General features: G+C 38.2%; 16 protein-coding genes. 7 read left to right on the top strand and 9 right to left on the bottom strand.

From position 1 onward, the window contains the following. Positions 1-204: 204 nt before the first annotated feature. Positions 205-672 carry an Lrp/AsnC family transcriptional regulator gene (locus DRW42_RS09625; RefSeq protein WP_113948614.1) on the bottom strand — a complete coding sequence of 156 codons (468 nt, stop codon included), beginning with the start codon at positions 670-672 and terminating at the stop codon, positions 205-207. 570 nt (positions 673-1,242) lie between these two features. Between DRW42_RS09625 and DRW42_RS09615 the strand changes: the two genes are divergently transcribed. Together DRW42_RS09615 and DRW42_RS09610 are read left to right on the top strand one after the other, a co-directional pair. Further along, a complete protein-coding gene (locus tag DRW42_RS09615; RefSeq protein ID WP_113948612.1) occupies positions 1,243-2,331 on the top strand; it encodes a DUF1015 family protein in 1,089 nt (362 codons plus the stop codon). Further along, on the top strand, positions 2,328-3,197 hold the full coding sequence (locus tag DRW42_RS09610; RefSeq protein ID WP_113948611.1) for a sigma-70 family RNA polymerase sigma factor: 870 nt from the start codon (positions 2,328-2,330) through the stop codon (positions 3,195-3,197). Before DRW42_RS09615 ends, DRW42_RS09610 begins: the two co-directional genes overlap by 4 nt. A 317-nt stretch (positions 3,198-3,514) precedes the next feature. On the opposite strand, the gene DRW42_RS09605 is transcribed toward DRW42_RS09610, so the two are convergent. From DRW42_RS09605 to DRW42_RS09595, 3 genes are all read right to left on the bottom strand, one after another. Beyond that, positions 3,515-4,051 carry a flavin reductase family protein gene (locus DRW42_RS09605; protein WP_113948610.1) on the bottom strand — a complete coding sequence of 179 codons (537 nt, stop codon included), beginning with the start codon at positions 4,049-4,051 and terminating at the stop codon, positions 3,515-3,517. A gap of 32 nt (positions 4,052-4,083) precedes the next feature. Beyond that, positions 4,084-5,418, bottom strand: a complete 1,335-nt coding sequence (locus DRW42_RS09600) for an LLM class flavin-dependent oxidoreductase (protein ID WP_113948609.1) — start codon at positions 5,416-5,418, stop codon at positions 4,084-4,086. 201 nt (positions 5,419-5,619) lie between these two features. Continuing rightward, positions 5,620-7,359 carry an MOSC and FAD-binding oxidoreductase domain-containing protein gene (locus DRW42_RS09595; protein WP_113948608.1) on the bottom strand — a complete coding sequence of 580 codons (1,740 nt, stop codon included), beginning with the start codon at positions 7,357-7,359 and terminating at the stop codon, positions 5,620-5,622. Positions 7,360-7,544: 185 nt separating this feature from the next. On the opposite strand from DRW42_RS09595, the gene DRW42_RS09590 reads away from it, so the two are divergent. Next, positions 7,545-7,907, top strand: coding sequence for a hypothetical protein (locus DRW42_RS09590; RefSeq protein ID WP_113948607.1), 363 nt, complete (start codon positions 7,545-7,547; stop codon positions 7,905-7,907). Positions 7,908-7,969: 62 nt separating this feature from the next. On the opposite strand, the gene DRW42_RS09585 is transcribed toward DRW42_RS09590, so the two are convergent. Then, a complete protein-coding gene (locus tag DRW42_RS09585; protein ID WP_113948606.1) occupies positions 7,970-8,311 on the bottom strand; it encodes a winged helix-turn-helix transcriptional regulator in 342 nt (113 codons plus the stop codon). Positions 8,312-8,493: 182 nt separating this feature from the next. Here DRW42_RS09585 and DRW42_RS09580 point away from each other — a divergent pair, with 182 nt between their 5' ends. Next, positions 8,494-9,507, top strand: coding sequence for a zinc-dependent alcohol dehydrogenase family protein (locus DRW42_RS09580; protein WP_113948605.1), 1,014 nt, complete (start codon positions 8,494-8,496; stop codon positions 9,505-9,507). Between the two features lie 587 nt (positions 9,508-10,094). On the opposite strand, the gene DRW42_RS09575 is transcribed toward DRW42_RS09580, so the two are convergent. From DRW42_RS09575 to DRW42_RS09560, 4 genes are all read right to left on the bottom strand, one after another. Then, positions 10,095-11,678, bottom strand: coding sequence for a glycosyltransferase (locus DRW42_RS09575; RefSeq protein ID WP_113948604.1), 1,584 nt, complete (start codon positions 11,676-11,678; stop codon positions 10,095-10,097). A gap of 112 nt (positions 11,679-11,790) precedes the next feature. Beyond that, complete coding sequence (locus DRW42_RS09570) at positions 11,791-13,962, bottom strand: glycosyltransferase (protein ID WP_113948603.1); 2,172 nt, start codon at positions 13,960-13,962, stop codon at positions 11,791-11,793. 454 nt (positions 13,963-14,416) lie between these two features. Continuing rightward, positions 14,417-15,088, bottom strand: a complete 672-nt coding sequence (locus tag DRW42_RS09565) for a tetratricopeptide repeat protein (protein WP_113948602.1) — start codon at positions 15,086-15,088, stop codon at positions 14,417-14,419. Beyond that, a complete protein-coding gene (locus DRW42_RS09560; protein ID WP_113948601.1) occupies positions 15,085-15,600 on the bottom strand; it encodes a DUF6973 domain-containing protein in 516 nt (171 codons plus the stop codon). Before DRW42_RS09560 ends, DRW42_RS09565 begins: the two co-directional genes overlap by 4 nt. A gap of 766 nt (positions 15,601-16,366) precedes the next feature. On the opposite strand from DRW42_RS09560, the gene DRW42_RS09555 reads away from it, so the two are divergent. The 3 genes from DRW42_RS09555 (at position 16,367) to DRW42_RS09545 (ending at position 21,251) form a co-directional block, all read left to right on the top strand. Further along, entirely contained in the window at positions 16,367-18,634 is a 2,268-nt protein-coding gene (locus DRW42_RS09555) for a peptidase domain-containing ABC transporter (RefSeq protein WP_113948600.1), read from the top strand. A 15-nt stretch (positions 18,635-18,649) separates the two neighbouring features. After that, complete coding sequence (locus DRW42_RS09550) at positions 18,650-19,972, top strand: putative HlyD family type I secretion protein (RefSeq protein ID WP_113948599.1); 1,323 nt, start codon at positions 18,650-18,652, stop codon at positions 19,970-19,972. Positions 19,973-20,090: 118 nt separating this feature from the next. Beyond that, positions 20,091-21,251 (top strand): DUF2264 domain-containing protein, encoded by a 1,161-nt coding sequence (locus DRW42_RS09545; protein WP_113948598.1) that lies wholly within the window; start codon positions 20,091-20,093, stop codon positions 21,249-21,251. Positions 21,252-22,132: the final 881 nt, after the last annotated feature.

Genomic DNA, 22,132 nt, shown 5'->3' with positions numbered 1-22,132 from the left:
ATGTAATTCATTGTCGCAAATATACAGTATGGATATAAAGACGCTGAAGGATAATAGATGTTCAATGAGGAGAAGCATCAGGACATGAATAGAAAGCAAGGAAACTATATAAGGGGCTATAAATTTTCAGATGCTTCTTTTTAGAAGAATTAGGCCGTTGTATGGCTATCCGGTGAAGACCGGACAGCCATAATGGGATAGGAATTAAAGATGGTAAGCTGTCGAATGTTTGGTTTGAGAAAGTACAAGAAAACTTTCTACACTTCCCACATTTTCCAGTGCACCAAGTTTTTCCCTGATAAAGGCGTTAAAGGAAACCATATCAGGCATTGCAATCTTGAGCATATAGTCATAATGGCCTGTTAGGTGATAACATTCCAGTACCTCAGGAAACTGGGTTACCTCATTCTGGAATTTTCTCAGCACATCTTCAGCGTGACTGATGAGTTGGACATGGGGAAACGCAACGAAAAGGGTCCTGATCTTTTTTAAATCAACAAGGGCTACTGTTGAAGAAATGTAGCCCATCTCCTTAAGATTTCTGACGCGTTCAGCAACATTGGTCATACTTTTTCTGGTTTTACCCGAAAGTTCTTTGTATGTCATTAGTCCATCTTGCTGCAAGAGGTTTAGGAGAGCGAAATCGGTCTGATCTAGCTGATAGGCTTTCATACATGTTGGTTGTTTTAGTGATTGTTGGTATATAATTGTCGATGTACAAATATATTAATTCAAAGCAGATCATAAGGGCAAAATTTCTTCGGCTTAAAAACCAATAGCCCATTTTGAATATTTTGAAGCTGGAACTCGGTTTTAATTTTATGAAAAATTTAATTCCGGCATGCCCTGTTGCTTTTTGTGAAAACCGAATATTGTTTCGCGGATAGATTTAAAAAGAGCAAATTTTATCTTTTTTAAGGTTGCAGGCTCAAACTCATAGCCAAAGGCTTGAACTTTATCTAAGTAAATTATCGACACAACCAACTTTCATGCTAATGAATCTAATCAAGGAACAAAATTTCGGGGCCTGCTCTTGCACGGCATTTCCCCAGGGCAATGATGACAGATGTGCGCTGTCCAAAAATCTAAAAAACGTCGCATTATTCGGGTACCGACAGCCCGATGTTGTAATTGGTGAGCGTATTCCCATACAGATGGGAAAGAAAACGAAGCCGTTTTATCTGCTTGCAGCTCTTTCTGCTTACCAGCGAAGTTTTTCCGTAAACGTTTCAGTTTTTGATCATGGCCAGGATAAACACAGTTAATGCAGTAAGGTTGGCAAATAGCCTTACTGATCTTGATCGCGCTCCCATAGCTGCCAGCGATGAGGAAACAATATTTCCCCTAGGACTTAAACAGCTGGGGACCGAGTGCAGCGCACTTTGGATCTGCGAGATTCCGGGTAGAAAGAAAAAACATATGTGCCTGTGGGCATTAACAGATCTTGAAGACCTGAAGAGAGGATGTATAATTCCCCATGAATCAATAATTGCTGACAGGGTGCGGCCGATGATCAATAGGAGGCTGGTAGAAGATAAGGAGATTTCCCCAGTTGTTCTCTGTTATAGAGCTAACAGGAAAATAAGTGAACTACTGGAATATGGAAGGTTTGGGGACCTTCCTGATGAGGATTTTGAATGGCATTGGGGTTTGAGGGTATGGAAGGTTAAAGATCGCGAAACTGTTGAAAGGTTTCAATCTGCTTTTCGGGAGATCAATAGGGTTTATATAGCAGATGGTCATCATCGTTTAGCTGCGGCTTTAAATACCGGTATAGATGATAAATGGATATCTACGATCTATGTACCGGATGATGAGATGGAAATAGCTCCGTACCATAGACTGCTTGCATTGGCAGGGACGGTAGATTTTACTGGAATTCTGGATAAACTTCAGGTTTATTTTAATATTTCGCAGGTTCAGGGTAATCTTCCATATAGGCCGGAGAAAAAAAACGTCTTTGGCTTTTTCATTGATCATACCTGGTTCAGGATAGAATTAAAGCCGGCTTTCAGTGAAATGAACCTGCCAGATGCATGTTTTTTACAGGATAAAGTCCTTAACGGGATTTTTGGCTTAAAGAAGTCCGAAGATGACTGTCGGCTTGAGGTGTTCTCTGATACATTTTGGGACCAGTATATCCATAGGCTGTCCGGATCCGGCCATTGTGCAGGATTTACATTGTACCCCATCAGCAGTCATGAATTATTTACCAGGGCAGACAGTAATGTTCTCCTGCCTCCGAAATCGACTTGGATAGAACCTAAAGTCCCTTTAGGCGCTTTGGTCCACTTAAAACAGGGAAATAATGGGAGGGGTCGCAGGGGATGAGAGCATTGAAGCTGGATACAGCCATAACAAGACGCGATGAGGATTCGCTCAACAGATACCTTGTGGAGGTTGCCCGGATTGAACTCATCGCCCCTGAAGAGGAAACTGAACTTTTTTTAAAAATCCGGCAGGGCGATGAACAGGCACTTGAACGGATTGTACGTGGAAATCTGCGGTTTGTTATCAGCTGTGCCAAAAAATATCAGCGTATGGGGCTTCCATTGAACGATCTGGTAAATGAAGGTAATATTGGATTGATAAAGGCTGCAAGGTTATTTGATCCCACAAGGGGATTCAAGTTTATTTCTTATGCGGTATGGTGGATCCGGCAGTCAATACTTGCGGGGCTTGCCGAACAGGTGAGGATGATCAGGCTTCCAATGAACCAGGTGAGCAATATAATGAAGGTCAGGGCAATTTCATTAAAACTCGAGCAGGACTTGGAACGGGAACCAACCGTTGAAGAGCTTGCAGGACTTTCAGGGATTGAAATAGATGATCTGGCATTTCAATTTGCATTTGATAAACCTCTTTCTTCACTTGATGCCCCGGCCCTGGACGGGGAAAACCTCACTTTGTCCGGTAGCCTTCCTGATTACAGTTTTCCTGAAACAGATGCATTGTTGATGACAGAATCAGATAATTTCCTTGCAAAAAGCCTCCTTGGCAGTTTACCCCATAGGGACCGTAAGATCGTTATGGAAATTTATGGTTTCGGAGAGGCGCTTCCCTTGTCTATGGATGAAATCAGCCAGAGGAATAATATTTCCCATGAAAGGATAAGGCAGATATGGCGAAGGGCTATTTCCGGGCTCAGGGCAAGGTCGGGGGCGGTGGAAACACGCTTAATCCTCAAGAGGAAATGAGAAACCTAATAAACTGTTTATTTTGCCCTAACATAGAAATCATGGTAGAACTTATGTTATCGGAAACTTCACACTGTGGCCGAATAAGTCATCTATTTGTGTAACGGCTTGCCTGGCTTCAGGAAATTGCGCACTCAAAAGTGTTGAAGTCATAGGGTGCGGTTCTTATAGATAAAAACCGCACCCTGTTTTAAATTTTTTGTAATGCCCTTTTACATTGGGACAGGCCTGCTAATGCTGACTCTCCATGATAACGGTAATGGCTGGTTAATTCATTAATGGGGGCTATTACTCTTGAACAGTTTTGTATATCCTCACTAAGTTTCTGGTTTCTCCAGCTCGTTTCCTAGAATATGGTACTTTGAGCGGAACCAAAGTAGTGGTTTACTGTTGGCGCACTGGCGTATATGTTCAACCCTGCCTAAGACAATTATATGGTCATGGCGGTCTATGGTTTCCTCTACCGAACAGTCAATGGTAGCAAGCGCATTCTCCAGTACCTGTGTTCCTGAAGGGAGCTCCATCCACTTTGTACCTTCATACCGGTCTTTCCCTTTTATACCCCCAAAACCTGCAAACCTATCAGCAACTGCCCAGTCTTCATCACGCATAAAATTTACACCAAACCGGGCCGTTTCACGCAAACTGTTCCAGGATGAGGATGACTTATCAATGCATAAGATCAACACCGGTGGCTCGGCAGAAAAAGATGATACAGAGGTAGCAACAAAGCCGGTTTTGCTATCTCCCTTACCGACTGTAATAACACATACTGCCCCTGTTAGCTCCCGCATTGCCTGACGGAAATTAATAGGCGATACCTGACTTAAGGCTGAATTATCTTTTAGGATCATTTTTTTATCTAATTATAGGTTTATACATACCTCTATTTTGCTGCAAACTGGTTTACTGGTCTTGGCAGGTTGAGACGATCACGAAGTGTCCCGGGGCCATATTCCTTGCGGACTAAACCTCTTCTTTGCAATTCTGGCATAACCTCTTTCATGAAACGCATCCAATCTTCCGGGATTGTCGGAAACATCAATGCAAAGCCGTCGGCGGCGCGCACCTTAAACCACTCTTCGAGCTGATCGGCAATCTCTTTTGCGTTTCCGCCCACTGTAGGAGCGCTTCCCGCACTTGAAACAATACGGGCTACCTCTTTGAGTGTCAGGCCCTCTGATTTATATTGTTTTATCTTAACCAGATTTGTCCGCTGACCATTGAAATTGGTTTCCTCCGGTAATTCTGGAATGGGTCCATCCAATGGGTATCCAGATAGATCCATTCCCACCCAGCTCGAGACCAGATCAATACCAACCTGTTCTGGCACAAGGTTCTCCAACAATGCCTGTTTTTCCGCTAATTCATCTTTTGAATCAGTGACTATTGGCAGGATACCGGGTAGGATTTTTAATGATGAGGGTTCCCTGCCAAATTTAGCCAGGCGCCTGTCAAAATCCTCACGGTACAGAATACCCTCCTTAATCGAGCGTAATAACGCGAAATTCAGGTCGGCATGTTTGGCTGCAAGGTTTCTTCCATCTTCTGATCCTCCCGCCTGAATGATTATCGGGTGGCCCTGAACTGGTCGCGGAACATTGAGTGGCCCCCTCACTTTAAAAAAATCCCCATTATGGTCAACATGGTGTACCAGGTCCTTATTCGCAAAGATGCCACTGGCTTTGTCCATCACCAACGCCTCATCTTCCCAACTGTCCCAAAGCGATTTTGCCAGCCTGATGTATTCTTCTGCCCTTTGGTACCTGTTGGCATGCTCAATGGTTTCGTCCCTTCCATAGTTCATTGCCTCTTCTTTCATCCCTGATGTAACTACATTCCATCCTGAACGCCCATTACTCAGATGGTCCAGGGAAGCGAGGGCCCGGGCAAGGTTATATGGTTCGGAAAATGAAGCAGATATTGTGGATAACAGACCGATTTTACTGGTCACAGCAGAAAGTGCGGAGAGAAGGGTAATTGGCTCCAGGCGTGAGTTTGCGTAGTGCGTGATATTACTGGGATAGGAGTCCCATATTCCGACATGGTCAGCCAGGAAAATAGCATCCAGACATGCCCCTTCTGCCGCCTGTGCGAGTTTTTTATAATAATCGAGACTATAAATCTCTTTTCCCGCAGCTGAAGGGTATCTCCAGGACATCCTGTTGTCTCCTTGGGGATTGAAAAAGAATGCCGTAAGCATTAGATATTGTTCTTTCATTTTGTTTTATGTTAATGTCTAAAGTTCATTTAGGGTTCCAGCTGTTCTGTATACTCCGTCTTTAAATAGTGTAGGCTGTAGGCTGGGAAGTTGGATGGTTTAACAGTACATCTGTGTTACTCAAATATAAAAAAGAAATTAAAAACAAACAAGTCTGTTTTTTTTGCAAAAAAAATTAATACCAGTTATACATAGGTTTTATTAGAGATCGAGTACGATATCTGTCACTGGCCTCGAACAGCATATCAAAACCTGACTCTCCGGAAGGGGGCTGAGCGGCTCAATTGCATAACTTGTTTCTCCACTTAAAATCGATGTCTGGCATCTTCGGCAAATCCCGGCCCTACAGGACCAGTTTACCGGTATCCCATAGTTTTCTGCCAATTCAAGTATACTTTTAAAGCTATCCTCCCATGCTATTCTAAGGTTGCTTTTCAGAAAACTGATATTCTTAGCTGGTGAGTTATTTGGCTGGGCTATCAGGTCACTGTGATTTCTCTTTGTTTCTTTAAGGGGGATAAACTGCTCTGAATGGATCTGTGAGGGGGATATCACATTCGGGCTGAGTGCTTCTGTTACCTTGTCATTATAACCTAATGGCCCGCAGATATAAATTTCAGTGTCTCCAGGCAGCTGCAGATCATTTATTGCCTCAGTATTTATGCGTCCTTTTAAATCATAATCACTGCCCAGAATGTCTTTCTCCAAGGGTGAACTATAAATCATGAGGCGCTGGAGATTGGGAATTTGATCGTTCAATGACTTGATTTCCGTTCGAAAGGCTTCATTATCACTGTTCCTGCATGAATGGACCCACCAGATTTTTTCAGGACCTTTAGAAGAGGCTATTTTGTAAAGCATCGGTAAAAAAGGTGTCACGCCCACTCCTGCACTAAAAAAGGCAATATGCCGCTGCATGGGGTCCATGGTAAATGTTCCTCTGGGCATGCTGATACCTATCGTGTCCCCGATTTTTAGTTCTTCATGCATATGGCGGCTTACCTTTCCGTTATCTATCTTTTTCACCGCAATACGTAATACCGGATTATCACTGGATCCACACAATGAATAGCTACGGATTAGCCCGAGATTTTCCCCTTTTACATAGATCAGGGCAGCAATATATTGCCCTGGAATAAAAGATATCGGTGCGGAAACTTCCTTAGGCTCAAGTTCAAAAGCACGGATAGTTTCCGTTATCCGCTCTGTTTTGGAAATTTTAAAATCCCTGAATCCCGACCATTCGGTTTTAGGAACCGAAAGGCCAGCCTTTCCATCATTCTCGTTTATATCAGGCTGAATAGCTGTTTGTAAAAGTTTTCGGAATGAATCCTGCCAACCCCAGCTCAACGCCGGGATTTTCAAGGCCCTTAAAAGTAACTCTTGTGGATGATCATTTAAGTAAAGTAGGTCACTGATCTGCGCTACGGTCATTCCTTCAGCTCCTGGTTGGATTTTATGGATGGTATCTCCCGCCTGCACATATCCCTCAATGAGTACCCGGAGGTAAAAACCTGGACGCTTATGTTTTACCATCAGGAATGGCAAATCGTCGGCTCCAAGACTGATCCCTACCTTATAACAGGTTACCCTGGGCTGGGTGACTTCAAATAATGCAGTACCAATCCTATAACGGTCCCCTATACAAACCTCGTTGTCAGGGAGATCTTCAACCGTAAGGTTCTCTCCAAACTGCCCGTACACTATGTTGTCACGGCCCAATAAACTTTTCCAAAAATTATATGCTTCTTTCTGGTAAACCATCAGGGCGCGGTGTTCACCTCCATGGCCGATGAGATCTGCCTGCCCATCACCCTCCAAGTTTAATCTACCCGCAAAAATTTGTCCGCTAACCGGTTTTTTAAAAATTGACGTCCTTACGGTTTGGCCACGCCATTCAATTTCCTGCGGCAGGCCTACATTTACAGAAATTAGTCTCATAAATATTCCCCCAAATTGACTCTACAGACTTTAAAGCCTTGTAGGATCTGTGTTTTACCCATTCCCGGTTGCACTGCCAATGGGAATGAAAGATGATGTAACAATAATGAGAATTACCAGTTATAAAAACAAACTGGTCTGTTTATTGTATTGTGTTATATTTGTATTCGATCAAAATGTAGACTATGGAAGATACAGGAGTTAAACAGTCGCTTACAGACTGGAATGAACGGATCCATCATCTCTTTTATTTGGCTTGGGATGAAAACTCTTCGGTAGATATAACAAATTATATCCATCGGATCAGGCACCATTTTAAGCTTGAGCTGATTATAAACAGACTTGAATTTTATATCGGTTTATCAGAAGACAAAGAGAGGGAGGTGAGATATCATACCAACAGACTCAAAATTCTGGCCAGGGCGTATGTGGTGGCCTTACTAGAACTTTCCGATGATGGAAAGATGCTAACCAGCCATAATATTGAAAATGCAAGATACGTGTTCTCCGGACAGAACGGATGTGACTATGAACAGCAAGTAGTATAAAACAGGTTATTGCATGATGACTCCTATTCAAATTTTTAAAGGCTAACGTCAGAAAAAATATCTTAGGCTGTTGCCTGTTTAATATTCTCCTTGCTCCAGGTTGATAGCGACTCCATAATTAAGATAAGCGATTTTCCCTTTCCGCTCAATGAGTACTCTACCCGCGGTGGCACCTCACCATATGAAGTCCTGATGATTATTCCATCGCTTTCTAGGTCTTTAAGTTGCCTGGATAATACTTTCAGCGACATGCCAGCGATATTCCTGTGGATTTCTCCGAACCGCTTGGGCCCGCTGATCAATCCCCAGATAATTATCGGTTTCCATTTGCCCCCTATGACCTGTATGGCCAAAGTGATGGGGCATTCCTCGGCGGCCCCATATTTTTTTTCATTTTCTTTCATTTTTAAATGCTTGAAATACTGCAAAAGTAACTTATTTGTCAGTAGTACACCACAAGGTAACTACTTGATTGAAGTAAAGCTATACAATAGCTTTGACTATCAGAAGGGGGTAAGCCAAATCTTTATTTGGCAATATTAAAACAAGCCTTGCTTCTGTGGTAAACTTTATTAATCAGAATGTTATGAAAACATGGGAAATTCAGGGCTTTGGGCTACACAACCTCAAACGGTCCGACAGGGAGATACCTAGACCCGGAAAAGGGCAGATATTGGTAAAAGTGGCTGCGGCCTCTTTGAACTTTAGGGACAAGGCAATAATTGCCGAAATGTATCTTCCGCACCTGATGAAAATGCCGATAATCCCACTGTCCGATATAGCTGGTACGGTGGTCGAATTAGGTGATGGGGTTACTAAGTACAACGTGGGAGACCGGGTCATGTCACACTTGTTTCCAACATGGAAAAGTGGCGTACGCCATCCGACCGATGTATCTGAAAATGCATTAGGAGGTCCAGTGGATGGTGGCTTGGCAGAATATATTGTGCTGGATGAAAATGCAGCGGTAAGATCTCCTGATTCACTTACCGACATAGAGGCTTCAACGCTTCCTATTGCAGCGCTTACGGCCTGGACAGCTCTTTTCGCCCACAGTCCGCTGAGAAGTGGACAGACAGTGGTAACCTTGGGAACCGGTGGGGTAGCACTTTTTGCAGTGCAATTCGCAAAGGCTATCGGAGCAAAGGTTATTGCACTTTCTGGTAGTGATGATAAATTAGAACTTCTAAGAAAGCTTGGTGCGGATGAGGTTATAAATTATAATCTAAATCCAGAATGGCAAAATAAAATACTGGAATTGACAGACGGGATTGGTGCTGATAATGTGATTGATATTGTGGGCGGAGAAAGTATCAGTAGGTCAGTACAGGCGGTTGCGAATGGAGGACAGGTCTCAATTATCGGTTTTCTGGGCGGGACCACGGCTTCGATTGATCTTTTACCGGTAATATTTAAAGCGGTTCAGATCCGCGGAATACTGGTCGGGGGCTTGGATGCATTTGAAAAAATGGTCGATTTTATCGAAACTCACAATATCAAACCGATTATCGAAAAAGTTTATCCATTTGATGAAACACTTGAAGCATTTGCACATGTTGACAGAGGGCCTGTCGGTAAACTGGTAATTGAAATTAATTAATCGAACTTTCACAATTGGACGGATGGACCTATAATTCGATCCGTTCAGTTGGAAATCCACCAGATTCTATAACTACATTTAATAACTTGTTATACAGTTTTTTGGTTCTTCTCTGATAAGGCCTGAAATCGTCGACATATCGCTCTGTAAATACTTTTAATAGGAATTCTAATGTAGTAAAATAAAATTTTCGCGCTCGCGAAACGATTTGTGAAAACTATCCTGACGCAGGAAGGTCTGCAAACTTTCTAGTATCATAACGATGAACTCTCGATGAGGCTTTCTCGCAATTTGCATATAATGACTTTTTATTCTTGCTTGAAATATAAATGATAAAGCTATCTGTTAGGCTATCTACTGCAATGTTAATTTGACTGGCATTATTGAAAATTACTTTGCTGGCATTATAAAATCACTCACAAAGGAAAGCCGGATATTTCATTTTACTACCACCAAAAGTGGAAAGGAGCTACTTCAAAGCGAAATGGAGTGACACCTTAAACGAGGAACGGGCTGCAATTTTGCCGAAATACCTGGATTAAATTCAATATGCAATCTCAACACACAATTTTATTCATCTGTTCGCTCTAAAAAAAACCTTTTTGCAAGAAACGCTCTAGGCTTTTTTCCACACTTTTAAAACGATTGTTAACCCAATCTTCATTTTGATTGTTATACAAGGTCACATCTGAATAACCAAATGATTTTTGAACTGCAATGAACGGATTGATTACTAAAATATTATTGGTCAAAGTGGACATGGTCAAATCAACTTTAGATCTTAAATCAAAATCATGTTTAATTATTTTCTGGAAGAATGGCCTGAAAACTATTATAAAGTGATTACACCAATAACCATCTAATTTAATTAGGTGCTTGGTTAAAATTTTTGGCAGTTTAAATCCACCGCTCACCCCACCGCATAAAATATCTGCCCCATTTATACTCGCTACTTTAATGCAATCATATAACAAATGTTTGTTATAATGAGCTGTAAACTCTAAGTCGTCTTCACATATCAAAACAAATTCTTTATTTGCATCTGATGCTTTTATTATTATATCTCTGATACTTTGCCATAAACCATAAGCCCCTACAGAATGTTCGATAGCATTATATATTTTTACATCAAATTCTTCTTTACCTTCGAACTGCTTTAACACATTGTTCAATCTTTCTGTCCGTTTCTTTAAATTAATGATGTTGGCAGTTATTTTAGCATTGTTACCCAATATTGCCTTAAAATTGTTTTGTTTAACATCATTTTTATGTAGATAAATAACCCTAATCAATAATTGGTTAAATGAATTAAATAATAACTTTTTATCAAATGCGCATACAATTTCATTAGCATTGAGCAACTTATTGAACCAGACGATTGCCGAATCTATTTTCTCACGGGTCAAAATCTGCTCGGATATCACGCTCAAATACAATTTAAGATCTTTTTTAGTATATCTAATTTGAAAAATATCCAATTGCCTGCCCCTAATTTCTTTTGCAAAACGCTGTTGTTCTCGTTTTTTTGCCGATGAAATTTGACTAGGATGAATGCGGTATTGAACTAAAACCTTATCAAGGTTCACCACTTTGAACAATTGGATCATACGGGCAACAAAATCATAATCGCCAGCATACATGTATCTTTCATTATACCTTAAATTATGCTTTTTGATTAGGGTGGATCTAAACATCAATGTGCTTTGCGTTAGGTAATTATCTTTTAAGAAAGAAACCTTAATTTCTTTATAACTCAACGGCCTATCTATTTTCCCAATAAGTTCACCGTTATCGTCAATGACCTCAGACAATCCGCCGAGACAACCTATGCTTTTATGTTTCTCTAAAAAGTTAAATTGAATTTCGAGCCGATCAATTTTCGCAATGTCATCAGCATCTAACATAGCTATGTATTTACCCCTGGCCAACTTCATGCCTATATTTCTTGCGGAATAATTGCCTTGGTTTAATCCTAATTTATGATATTTTATCCTCACATCTTTAAATGACCTTATAACAATCTCTGTTTTATCGTTTGAACCATCGTCAATTATTATAAGTTCGAAATCCGTGAGGGTTTGGTCTAAAATACTCTGAATAGACTGTGCGATATGCTTCGCAGCATTGTAGCACGGCATCACTATAGAAATTCTCGGGCGATTATTTTTCATTTCTTAAAATAGCAGTAAAATGTTAGACCTAGGTCAGTAATAAAAATCTATAAACTGTTCTTAGTAATTTTATTCCATAGAAAATGTCCATTATTTTATCAGAAATTCATAATTACAATAAGTTTTGTATGATTTGATCCTTTATTGCCATCAGAGATTTTCTATTACATTTTTCATTCAAAGTTTGCGATGAAAATATTCTATCAAGCCAATTATTTATTCCTTCAATCTTCTCAGGGGTGTTAAAAAATCTGCCTTCCAGACCAAAGGTAATAGCAGCATGCAATACCAACTCTTCCTGCGAATGTCTAATGTTCAATTTGTTTAGTTCCCTGGAAATGAGTTTAATAACGCTCTGTTTCATTATTCTACTATTTTTAGACGAACTATTCAGTTCATGAACCCGATATTCAGTTAGCATAATGGGTAAGTTTTTTACCTTATTTTGTGCGGCAATCCTAAACCATAAATCATAATCTTCACAGTATTTAAAGTGAGTGCTGTATTTGAGTTGTTTCACAATTTCGGTGCGCATAGTTACAGCGGGGTGGGCAAAGGGGTTACGAAATAACATCGCTATTTTTAAATCGTCATTTTCAGTCATCAATTCTGTTCTATTTACAGGCATACCAAAAGAATCAATTATGCTGATCCAGCTACCAACCATGCCGTATTCTTTATTATTTTCCAAAAAGTCAACCTGTAAATTCAATCTGTTTTCCAGCATCCTGTCATCTGCATCTATACGTGCAATGTATTTTCCATTTGCATGTTTGATAGCTTTATTCAAACTATAAGTTATACCTTTATTTGACCTGTTATTCAGGTAGATTAGTCGCTTATCTTGAAAGGAATGGACGAGATTTGCTGTATTATCCGTTGAACCATCATTAACAACAATTACCTCAAAATTTGAATAATTATGGTTAAAAATACTGCTTAAAGTTTCACCTAAATATTTTTCTGCATTATGGCACGGTAAAATAATACTAACTAATGGTTCATCAACGATCGCATTTAATTTTTGCTTTTGTATCTCATTATTATTTTGCTCGGCTATAACTTTATTATAAACTGCAGAAGTTTCCTCAACCATTCGCTCAGCTGTAAAATGCTGAAGGGCATAATTTCTCGCATTGTCGGCTAAACGTTTTGCTTCGGCTGGTTTTTTTAGATAGAAGTTGATTTTTTCCTTAAGATTTTTACTACTGATGGACACTCCGGTTTTCCTATAATCAACTTCAACTTTTAATCCGCATTCGTTCTTCACCATTTCTTTTAAACCATCTACGTTGCTTACTATGATAGGTAGGCCGCTGTGCATCATCTCTATACATGTATAACTACATTGCTCTGCATAACTAGGTATGATCCCAATGTCTGCTAATTTGTAGAATTCATACAGCATATTTTTGTTTAAGCTGCCTGTTAAGGTTATTTTGGCCCAACTTCTTTTTGCAGTTCTTAACACCAAACTATGATCACCCGGTCCTGCAATGACCAAACGTAGATTTTCAAATCCTTTTCTACCCGCTACTTTATCAAAAAACCTGACTACATCAATTATCCCCTTTCTTGTGTGTACATTGCCAGCGAAAAGTAATATTTGGTCATTTAAGCTGAAACCGTTTTTCTTCCTTAAACTATCCTTCGTGTCAAGTTGAGTTTTGAGCCCTTTCGGATTTATACCGTTTGCAACAACCGTTATTTTATGCGCCGATATTTTAAATAAATGGGTTAGAGAAAATTTAGCACAATCGGTTACTGTTATTATATGATCTATATTTTCATAACCTAATTGCTCTTTTATCAATTTTGAGTTGCTGATTGTTATTGGTTTAACTTTTGTGTAGGCCTCATTTAACTTATAAAAATCTTTATAATTGATGTATAAAAAATCTCTCCAAGGCAAACAATGCTTGGTTAAAATAATTCTGTAAACTGTTTTTTGTTTTAAATGCCAGGCTAAACCTAAATGATTAATCCAATTTAAATGAATGATTACGTTTTCTTTAACCCCAATATCGTTTATCAAAACGTTAGTCAAAAAAAGGTCAAAAGATAAGTCCTTTTCTCTAGAGGGATTAAAAGTGGGCACGAAAAGTTCATTCTTTTTATTGTTTTGTTCTTTTAATAAAGTTGTATTTTTACAATTGATCCAAACATGCGACAAGAGCACATTACTACGATTTAGTAGATCTTTTGATAGCTCATTAACATAACTGTCCAATCCGTTATCTCTTTCATCCTTATAATAATCTATAAGGTAGACGTGTACTAGCATATATTTGTTTTGTTGTATAATTTGAAATGGTTGATTAGGTTAACTCGTTGCAGAGCCACCTTTGAAGATTTGATAGGATAAGAATACTGAGGGATGGTGGTGTAAAATCTACACTTCAAAAAAATATAAACAAATTTTCTTCAAGCAAATTCAGTATGATACCTACTCGCAGATATCAATTATTTATCAATGGATTTCTAGATTGCGATTGTAGTATACTGCTTATAATGCTCCAATGCCGCTTTTCTGCTAGCTATTTTTAAGGGGAACTTTTGTTTCCGGATTTTATATGACTTGCAAAGTTGTTCTGGAGGTTTTTGATTAGAATACACCATTTCGTACTATAGCAATGCCTAAACCTATCTAATTTTATAATCAGACAAGTTTAAGCCTTGATATAGCCGCCTTGTAAAAGTAAATTAAGGCCAGCCAAATTTAAAAAATGTGAAAGCAGCTATATTAAATACTTTGGATCTACATAAACCCCTCCAAAATCCTTGGCCTTTTTAAAGTAATCTTTAGCTATCTCGTGTTGTTTGTTTTCATAATATAATATCCCCAACATGTAATATGCATCCCCCAAAAAGTTGTTTTTTTCTCTGGTGTAAAGATCAATTGCTTTTTTTGCATATTTTATGGCTTTTTCATATCGCAGTAGCTTTCTGTTTATCAACAATAGCGTGTAATACGATTCACCTTCATCGGGATATTTGGCTCGATAGCTTTCGGCTAAATGTTCACTTTTATTGTAATCCAATTTATACAAATAACAATAAATTAAGTGATGCAGAGACCCCTTATCGTCCTTATAAAGCTGAAGGGCTTTATTCAAATAAAAGATTGAAGAATCCAACTTCCTTAACTTCAAGAATCCAAAACCTATAGAGCGTAATATATAAATATTGTTTTCGTCAATACGGTTAGCTGATATAAATTGACTTAGACCTTCTTCATATAAAGACATTTCATAAGATATGTCCCCTTTTACACACAAAGTGTTGGCCGAATCGATCTTAGAACGAACTACAATTACATTTTCTTTTCGGGTCGGAGCCTTATAGGATGTATCTAACTTCTGCGCTTTAGCAATGGAAAAGCTTAACAATAATATGAGAAAGACTTTCATCGTAAAGTCACCAATAATCCACTTACAGCTGCTTTAAAAATATTACTTCTAAGTTGTGCTTCAGTCCACGTTGGATGGGCCGCGGCCAGAGCAATTCCATAATTATTATTCCTTATGTCCATATTTCTTTCAGCAACAGGGTTATCTGGGCTACTATTCTCATGTGCCAGCCCGAAATCACCAGCCAGTGTCGCATTTTGACTGCGGGCGTTTAATGCAGACCAATAAGCATGTCTAAAGGCATCACCTGCACCATTCCATAGGCTTTCAGCATTACCGCTAAAGAGCGTTGCCGCTAAATTCTGTGCCGTATACGCATTACCACTAAATGACAATGCAGCAATTGGGTGGGCAATTGACCAAAGCGTTTCAGCATCAATATTTCCAGATGGATCTATAATAACACCAGTAGGATCACCGCCGCCTTTAAAGCTTATTAATTGATTTCTTTCAATCATTTCCATCTCGGCTTCCAATTGTTCAAAAGCCATGATCTGTTTAGTTTTTTTCATTTCGATTACGTTAATTTGATATTTAATTTTTTTTGTTTTATAAAGAAATAAAATAAAAATTACTTTTCAAAATGTTATTTTATTTAAAAAAATAAATGATTTGTCAGCATATAAACCTAAAAATTCTTTTATACAGATAGATATTTAGAGTCAGATTTATCTATTCTTTGCAGGCTTATGTTAATCTAAAAATGATACTCATGAGTCTACGCTACCTGGTCATTAGGAAAATCACATTTCCTGCTACAGACATTTCTTAATAACAATACTTCCTGAAATAGCTAGCTATTGGTTAATCTTTAAATCAGTTATCCTTTCTGAACTTTTAACGACAATGATAAAATGGAGCAAATATGATCTTAACAATAATCTTAATTATTTGTTCCATTCCCATGTTAAAACAATAATCAAAAAGATTTATTGCCGAATTAACAGCCAAGATTGATACCTTAAAATTTAATGATAAATGACGCTATTATATCAACGGGATAAATTAAAGATATATAGAAATGGAATTTGTTATCAAAAAATAAAATATGATAGTTATTGTTGAGCAATTGGTATAACGCATTTTTTCCTCCCATACATCATATAAGCTTTTAATTGCTCAAATCCGAAGGTATGTTTTATTATTTTACTTTATGATTGCGACAATATGTTAATCATCTGATTTTTAATATCATAAATAAAAAATGAAGACTATAAAGTCTTAATGTATATTTTTTCTGAAAAAAAACATACATTGGCAAAGTTTTGTAACGCTCTAATGACATTTAAAAAAAAATTCCCAAACGACAGGCAGCTGGATATAATGGACTGCGGTCCGGCCTGCCTTAAAATGATTGCCAAATATTATGGCAAATTTTACTCACTACAATATTTGAGGGACAAATGTGGTATTACCAAAGAGGGGGTTTCTTTTTTGGATATGAGCCACGCTGCCGAAAGTATTGGGCTACGAACCTTATCATTAAAATGTACCATTAATGATATCCTATTCAAAATACCCTTGCCTGCCATTGTTCATTGGAACAACAGCCATTTCGTCGTTGTTTATAAAGTCTCAGCTCCATTTAAGCCTATCCAGGAGGGTAAGGAGCCCGATGGAGCAATATATATATCCGATCCAGCAAAAGGCTATGTAAAATATACCTACAAAGAATTTGCTACTAAATGGCTAAAGAGAGGTAGGGAAAAAGGTGTCCTCATGGCAATTGAACCTCAAGCAGATTTTTTTGAGCGCCAAGCAAGCGAAAAAGTAAAGAGGGGCAAAACTTTCACACATTTCATTAATTATTTTCGACCCTACAAAAAAAGCTTTTACAACCTGTTTTTTGTGATGTTAATGGTAACCATCTTGCAGGGTTTTTTGCCTTTCATAAGCAAGGCTGTTATTGATGTGGGCATACGCACACATGATGTGGATTTCATTAATATTGTATTAATAGCAAATGTTGCCATCTACCTAAGCATCTTATTAAGTAACCTAGTGCGGGACTGGATTTTATTGCATATTACCTCCAGGGTAAACATTGCCTTGATTTCTGATTATTTGATAAAGTTGATGTTGTTGCCGATCACTTTTTTTGAAAACAAAATGACAGGTGATATTTTGCAGAGGGCACAAGACCATGAAAGGATACGTAGTTTTATCATGAACAACTCCTTAAATATGATATTTTCCACCCTTACCTTTGTGGTGTTTGGTGTCATTTTGCTTCTTTATAATATGGTTATCTTTGGTATTTTTTTAACTGGAAGCTTACTTTATATCGTTTGGGTAATGGCATTCCTGAAAGTACGGAAAAAGCTAGATTGGGAGTACTTTGAACTAGTCAGTAGAAACCAGAGCTATTGGGTAGAAACTATTGCCAGTATACAAGATATCAAAATTAACAATTACGAGAAACCCAAACGCTGGAAATGGGAAGACATACAGGCCCGACTGTATAAAGTCAACTTAAGAGTTTTAAATATTACCAATACCCAAAATTTAGGCGCACAGTTCATAGACAATTTGAAAAGCCTGTTTATTACTTTTTTTTGTGCCAAGGCAGTTATTAACGGCCAAATGACATTTGGTGTAATGATCAGTACGCAATTTATCATCGGCATGTTAAATGCACCGGTGGTGCAGTTTATACAATTTATTATCTCGTTTCAATCCGCTCAGCTTTCCTTTCTCAGGTTAAATGAAATCCACCAGTTAAAAGATGAGCATGAAGATGTGGGAAATAACCCGATAGAATTGCCTGAAAATAAAAGCTTGTTTTTGAATGATGTAGCTTTTCAATACACACCTACTGGCCCAATAGTTTTGCAGGGCATAAGGTTGGTTATTCCTGAAGGTAAAGTTACGGCTATCGTTGGCGATAGTGGTAGCGGTAAATCTACCCTATTGAAATTACTTTTACGATTGTATAAACCGAGTTTCGGAAACATATTGATTGGCAATATGAATGTGAACAATATTGGTTTGAAACAATGGCGGGATAAATGTGGGGCAGTAATGCAAGATGGTAAGATTTTTAATGATACCATTTTAAATAATGTAGTTCTGGATGATGAAAAAATAGATTACCTTAAACTGAAAAAAGCATTAGATACAGCTAATATTGCAGCTGAAATTGAAGCATTGCCATTGGGCTATCAAACTAAAATGGGGGAGCAGGGGCGTGGTTTAAGTGGTGGACAGAAACAACGTATTTTAATCGCCCGGGCCTTGTATAAAAATCCAGATTATCTGTTTTTTGATGAAGCAACTAACAGTTTGGATACTTTAAATGAACAGAAAATCGTTCAGGCTCTAGATGATGTATTTAAAGATAAAACCGTAATTGTGGTAGCACATCGTTTAAGCACTATTAGAAAAGCCGACCAGATTATTGTAATGAAGAGTGGTATGGTAGTAGAAATTGGCAATCACAATAGCTTAATGGAAAGAAAAGGTAGGTACTACGAACTTGTGCAATCACAAGTCGAGATAAGTAGTGCAGTTGCTTTAGAAAATAGTCCTACTATTCCGTTCATCTAGTCTCTTTTTTTACATATGACCGAAGAAGAAAAATTATATTATCGCAACCAGCGCACTGAAGAGGTGCAGCATATCATAGAGCGCATGCCAACCCGATTCGGGCTTTGGATAAGTATGATTGTTACTTTTATTTTTATCTCACTTTTTGTTTTCGGCGTTATTATACGCTATCCTGACGTTGTAAATGGACAAATTACCATTAATGCCAACAATGCTCCTTTAAAACTTGTCGCCAATGTTAGCGGTAAACTAAAGCTGAATCCAAATATTCATTCATTGGATGAGGTTCAAGAAGGTGAAGTTTTGGCATATATCGAAAATGCAACTAACCCCGGTCAAGTAACATATATTGATAGTTTACTTAAACTTTATAATCCAAATTCTAATGAAATTATACAATTAAGGCGTAAACTTCCGCATAATGTCTCTTTGGGTGAATTGAATGGTAAATATTATAGTTTCACGAACAACCTGCAAGAGTTTATAAATTATAAACAGGATAGGTTATTGGATAAGCAAAGCAATAACTTTAGAACTTTGTTACTTGAACAGCAAAATGGAGTGTCAAATGCTGTAGCACGGATAGAAATGGCACGTAATTCTCTAGACTATTTTCATAAATTCTATTCAAGGGACTCAACCTTGTTTTTGAAAAAGGTTATCAGTGAGGCCGAATGGGACAAAACACAGATGGGCTATCTCAATAGTAAGGACGCTTTGCATAGTGCGATGAATAATTTAATCAACGCAAAACAGACTGTGCAACAAACAGAAAGCAAACTGCAGGAATTGGGAATACAGACTCCTGAAAAGGAAAAGGAATTGAGCATAGCATTATTGTCAACATACAACGATTTGATGGATAACATAAAAAGCTGGCAGCAGAAATATGTATTTAAAGCATCATTCCGAGGTAAAGTTCAGTTTTTGAAATTTTACAATGAAAATCAGTTTGTCCAAGCGGGAGAGCAGATATTCACCATAATACCAAAAGATGATAAGGCTTATGGGCAGGTAATGCTTCCTGCCGAGGGCAGTGGTAAAATTAAGATTGGGCAGGAAGTAATCGTAAAATTAGAAAACTATCCTTACATGGAATATGGCTCGGTTAAAGGTGTAATTAAGGCAATTTCATTAACAACCAACATTACAAAAACGGAGCGTAGTGATGTAGAAACTTATCAAATTTTAGTAGATTTTCCCAGTCAACTTAAGACGAATTATGGTGCTAGTTTGGATTTTAGAGCCGAAGCTAAAGGAAGTGCTGAAATCATAACCAATGATAGGCGGCTAATTGAACGGCTTTTTGACAACATCAAATATGCTATTAAAAAATAGACTGCTTATTCGGTAACAATAGATATTCAAAAACAATTCAATGGGAAGAGAATTTTAAATGACATATCCTGGGAATTAATAATTATTTTCAGTCAAACTTTTTTTTGAACAAGTTAATATGATGACAAACGAAGTAAATAATGATAGAACGTACTGGTATGAATTACTTTATAAGATAGCAAATCCAGTAATATCTAATCTGGCATTTGGCACACTCGTTAAAAATATGCCCTTGGCCAAATCACCTATTTACGATTCCAGATCACCTAAAGTATCTTACCTCGAAGCCGTCGGGCGTACCTTTGCAGGAATCGCACCCTGGTTAACCTTACCGGATGATGATACCCATGAAGGGAAACTTAGAAAAAAAATGAAGACGGAGGCCGTGCAAGGCTTAGAAAATTGTTTTGCCGAGAACAGTCCAGATCAGTTATTATTTGCTAAAGAACATCAACCTATAGTTGATTCAGCGTATTTAGCCCATTCTTTTTTAAGAGCACCCAATGCTTTATGGAATCCTTTAAATTCTCAAACAAAGCAGGCAATCATAGCGGCGTTCAAATTGCTTAGAGATAGAAAACCGTATTACAACAATTGGTTGTTATTTGGCTCGATAACCGAAGCTTTTCTTTTGTCAATTGGTGAGGATATCGATAGAGCAAGGCTTTTGCAGGGAGTTGTGAGACTCAATAAGTGGTATAAAGGTGACGGTTGGTATGGCGATGGTCCAAATTTAACTTTTGACTATTACAATTCTTTTGTAATTCATCCAATGATGGTAGATACTTTAGGTGTTATGCTTGCCAAAAAAATGGTTGAAGCGCCTGCATATGAGGTTGCTTTGGAGAGGATGCAAAGATATGCGGTAGGACAAGAACGTATGATTTCTCCAGAGGGTACTTATCCACCTATTGGTCGTTCAATAACTTACAGGACAGGTGCTTTTCAAGCTTTAAGCCAAATCGTGTTGATGGGGAAATTGCCAGAGGAAATCAATCCTGCCCAAGTTAGATGTGCACTGACGCTGGTAAAAAAGAATATGTACAAAAAACACACTTTCGATGAAAATGGTTGGTTACAATTGGGTTTTTGTGGACACCAGCCAGAAATCGCCGATTATTACACTTCTACCGGAAGTTTATATATGGCCACTACTTCCTTTCTACCACTTGGCTTGCCAGCAAATGATGAGTTTTGGGCATTTGAAGATGCGGAATGGACTTCAAAAAAGGCTTGGTCTGCACAAACATTTAGCAGGGATTATCACATAAATTGTTGACGAATTACTTAACTGTGTATTTCTGTGAAAGTGATTCTTCCCAACTTTTGGTGGTAATGGTGGATAAACTAACTTAATGACCTTGTTTCTCTAATTTTGAGGTGTGGATAAGTCACATAAACCAGTAGGTTATTGCTTTCTTATTTTTGGTAACATGGGCTCAATACCTTCTGGTTTTTTCATGCAGCGCCACAATACTGTTTACGGTTACCTACTACCATGAAGATGGCAGGGTCAAGGAAATGGTAGCCAATAATGCAAAGTGAGGTAAAGACCTTAATGTAAACAGTTATAATTTTGCAGGTGAACTTACCACGAGCTTAAGAACACATAATTTAGGCAGGGCATTAACCACCATTGTTTCGGGTTTCTTCTACGACCATGTTGGCCGAAAAGAAAGCATTAACAAACAAATCAACACTTTCATGTTGATTGGCTTAGACAATTTGTTTTTTTGGATTTTTAATTATAAATCTATGTCGCGTTATTTCTTTTATGGGAATGGCAAACTTCCACAAATTGACCTTTCGAGAAGAGTTTTGAAATTAGGAATAAAAGTGGAATATAATAATCTTTGATTTTTTGTCAAGGATTTTCCGAGTTGATTTCGCACCATTTTTGAACAAAGCCCTGAATATTTCACTGAAATTGGTCAATCCATTTCGAACCAAACTATACGCCAATTTGATTGCCGGACAATTGCCTAAATTGTTTCTTCCATTCTGAACGTATAGGATCACCAAGTTCAAATTTCTGTCCTTTGTAAAACTCCCAGCTTAATCAAGTTAAATAGGATATTAGATCCTTTTCACTGCGTCTGCAAAGCATCATATTATGAAAGCATAGCTGAACACCTTCAAAAGAACACCTTAAGACGCTCA

The organism is Pedobacter miscanthi (assembly GCF_003315595.1).
GTDB classification, from domain to species: Bacteria; Bacteroidota; Bacteroidia; order Sphingobacteriales; family Sphingobacteriaceae; genus Pedobacter; species Pedobacter miscanthi.
The sequence above is the reverse complement of the archived record's forward strand: the minus strand, read 5'-3'. Positions and strand labels throughout refer to the sequence as shown.

Bases quoted from the DNA above. Each gene is read 5' to 3' on its own strand.
- DRW42_RS09625 (WP_113948614.1), bottom strand. From the start codon at position 672: ATGAAAGCCTATCAGCTAGATCAGACCGATTTCGCTCTCCTAAACCTC.
- DRW42_RS09615 (WP_113948612.1), top strand. From the start codon at position 1,243: ATGGCCAGGATAAACACAGTTAATGCAGTAAGGTTGGCAAATAGCCTT.
- DRW42_RS09610 (WP_113948611.1), top strand. From the start codon at position 2,328: ATGAGAGCATTGAAGCTGGATACAGCCATAACAAGACGCGATGAGGAT.
- DRW42_RS09605 (WP_113948610.1), bottom strand. From the start codon at position 4,051: ATGATCCTAAAAGATAATTCAGCCTTAAGTCAGGTATCGCCTATTAAT.
- DRW42_RS09600 (WP_113948609.1), bottom strand. From the start codon at position 5,418: ATGAAAGAACAATATCTAATGCTTACGGCATTCTTTTTCAATCCCCAA.
- DRW42_RS09595 (WP_113948608.1), bottom strand. From the start codon at position 7,359: ATGAGACTAATTTCTGTAAATGTAGGCCTGCCGCAGGAAATTGAATGG.
- DRW42_RS09590 (WP_113948607.1), top strand. From the start codon at position 7,545: ATGGAAGATACAGGAGTTAAACAGTCGCTTACAGACTGGAATGAACGG.
- DRW42_RS09585 (WP_113948606.1), bottom strand. From the start codon at position 8,311: ATGAAAGAAAATGAAAAAAAATATGGGGCCGCCGAGGAATGCCCCATC.
- DRW42_RS09580 (WP_113948605.1), top strand. From the start codon at position 8,494: ATGAAAACATGGGAAATTCAGGGCTTTGGGCTACACAACCTCAAACGG.
- DRW42_RS09575 (WP_113948604.1), bottom strand. From the start codon at position 11,678: ATGAAAAATAATCGCCCGAGAATTTCTATAGTGATGCCGTGCTACAAT.
- DRW42_RS09570 (WP_113948603.1), bottom strand. From the start codon at position 13,962: ATGCTAGTACACGTCTACCTTATAGATTATTATAAGGATGAAAGAGAT.
- DRW42_RS09565 (WP_113948602.1), bottom strand. From the start codon at position 15,088: ATGAAAGTCTTTCTCATATTATTGTTAAGCTTTTCCATTGCTAAAGCG.
- DRW42_RS09560 (WP_113948601.1), bottom strand. From the start codon at position 15,600: ATGAAAAAAACTAAACAGATCATGGCTTTTGAACAATTGGAAGCCGAG.
- DRW42_RS09555 (WP_113948600.1), top strand. From the start codon at position 16,367: ATGACATTTAAAAAAAAATTCCCAAACGACAGGCAGCTGGATATAATG.
- DRW42_RS09550 (WP_113948599.1), top strand. From the start codon at position 18,650: ATGACCGAAGAAGAAAAATTATATTATCGCAACCAGCGCACTGAAGAG.
- DRW42_RS09545 (WP_113948598.1), top strand. From the start codon at position 20,091: ATGATGACAAACGAAGTAAATAATGATAGAACGTACTGGTATGAATTA.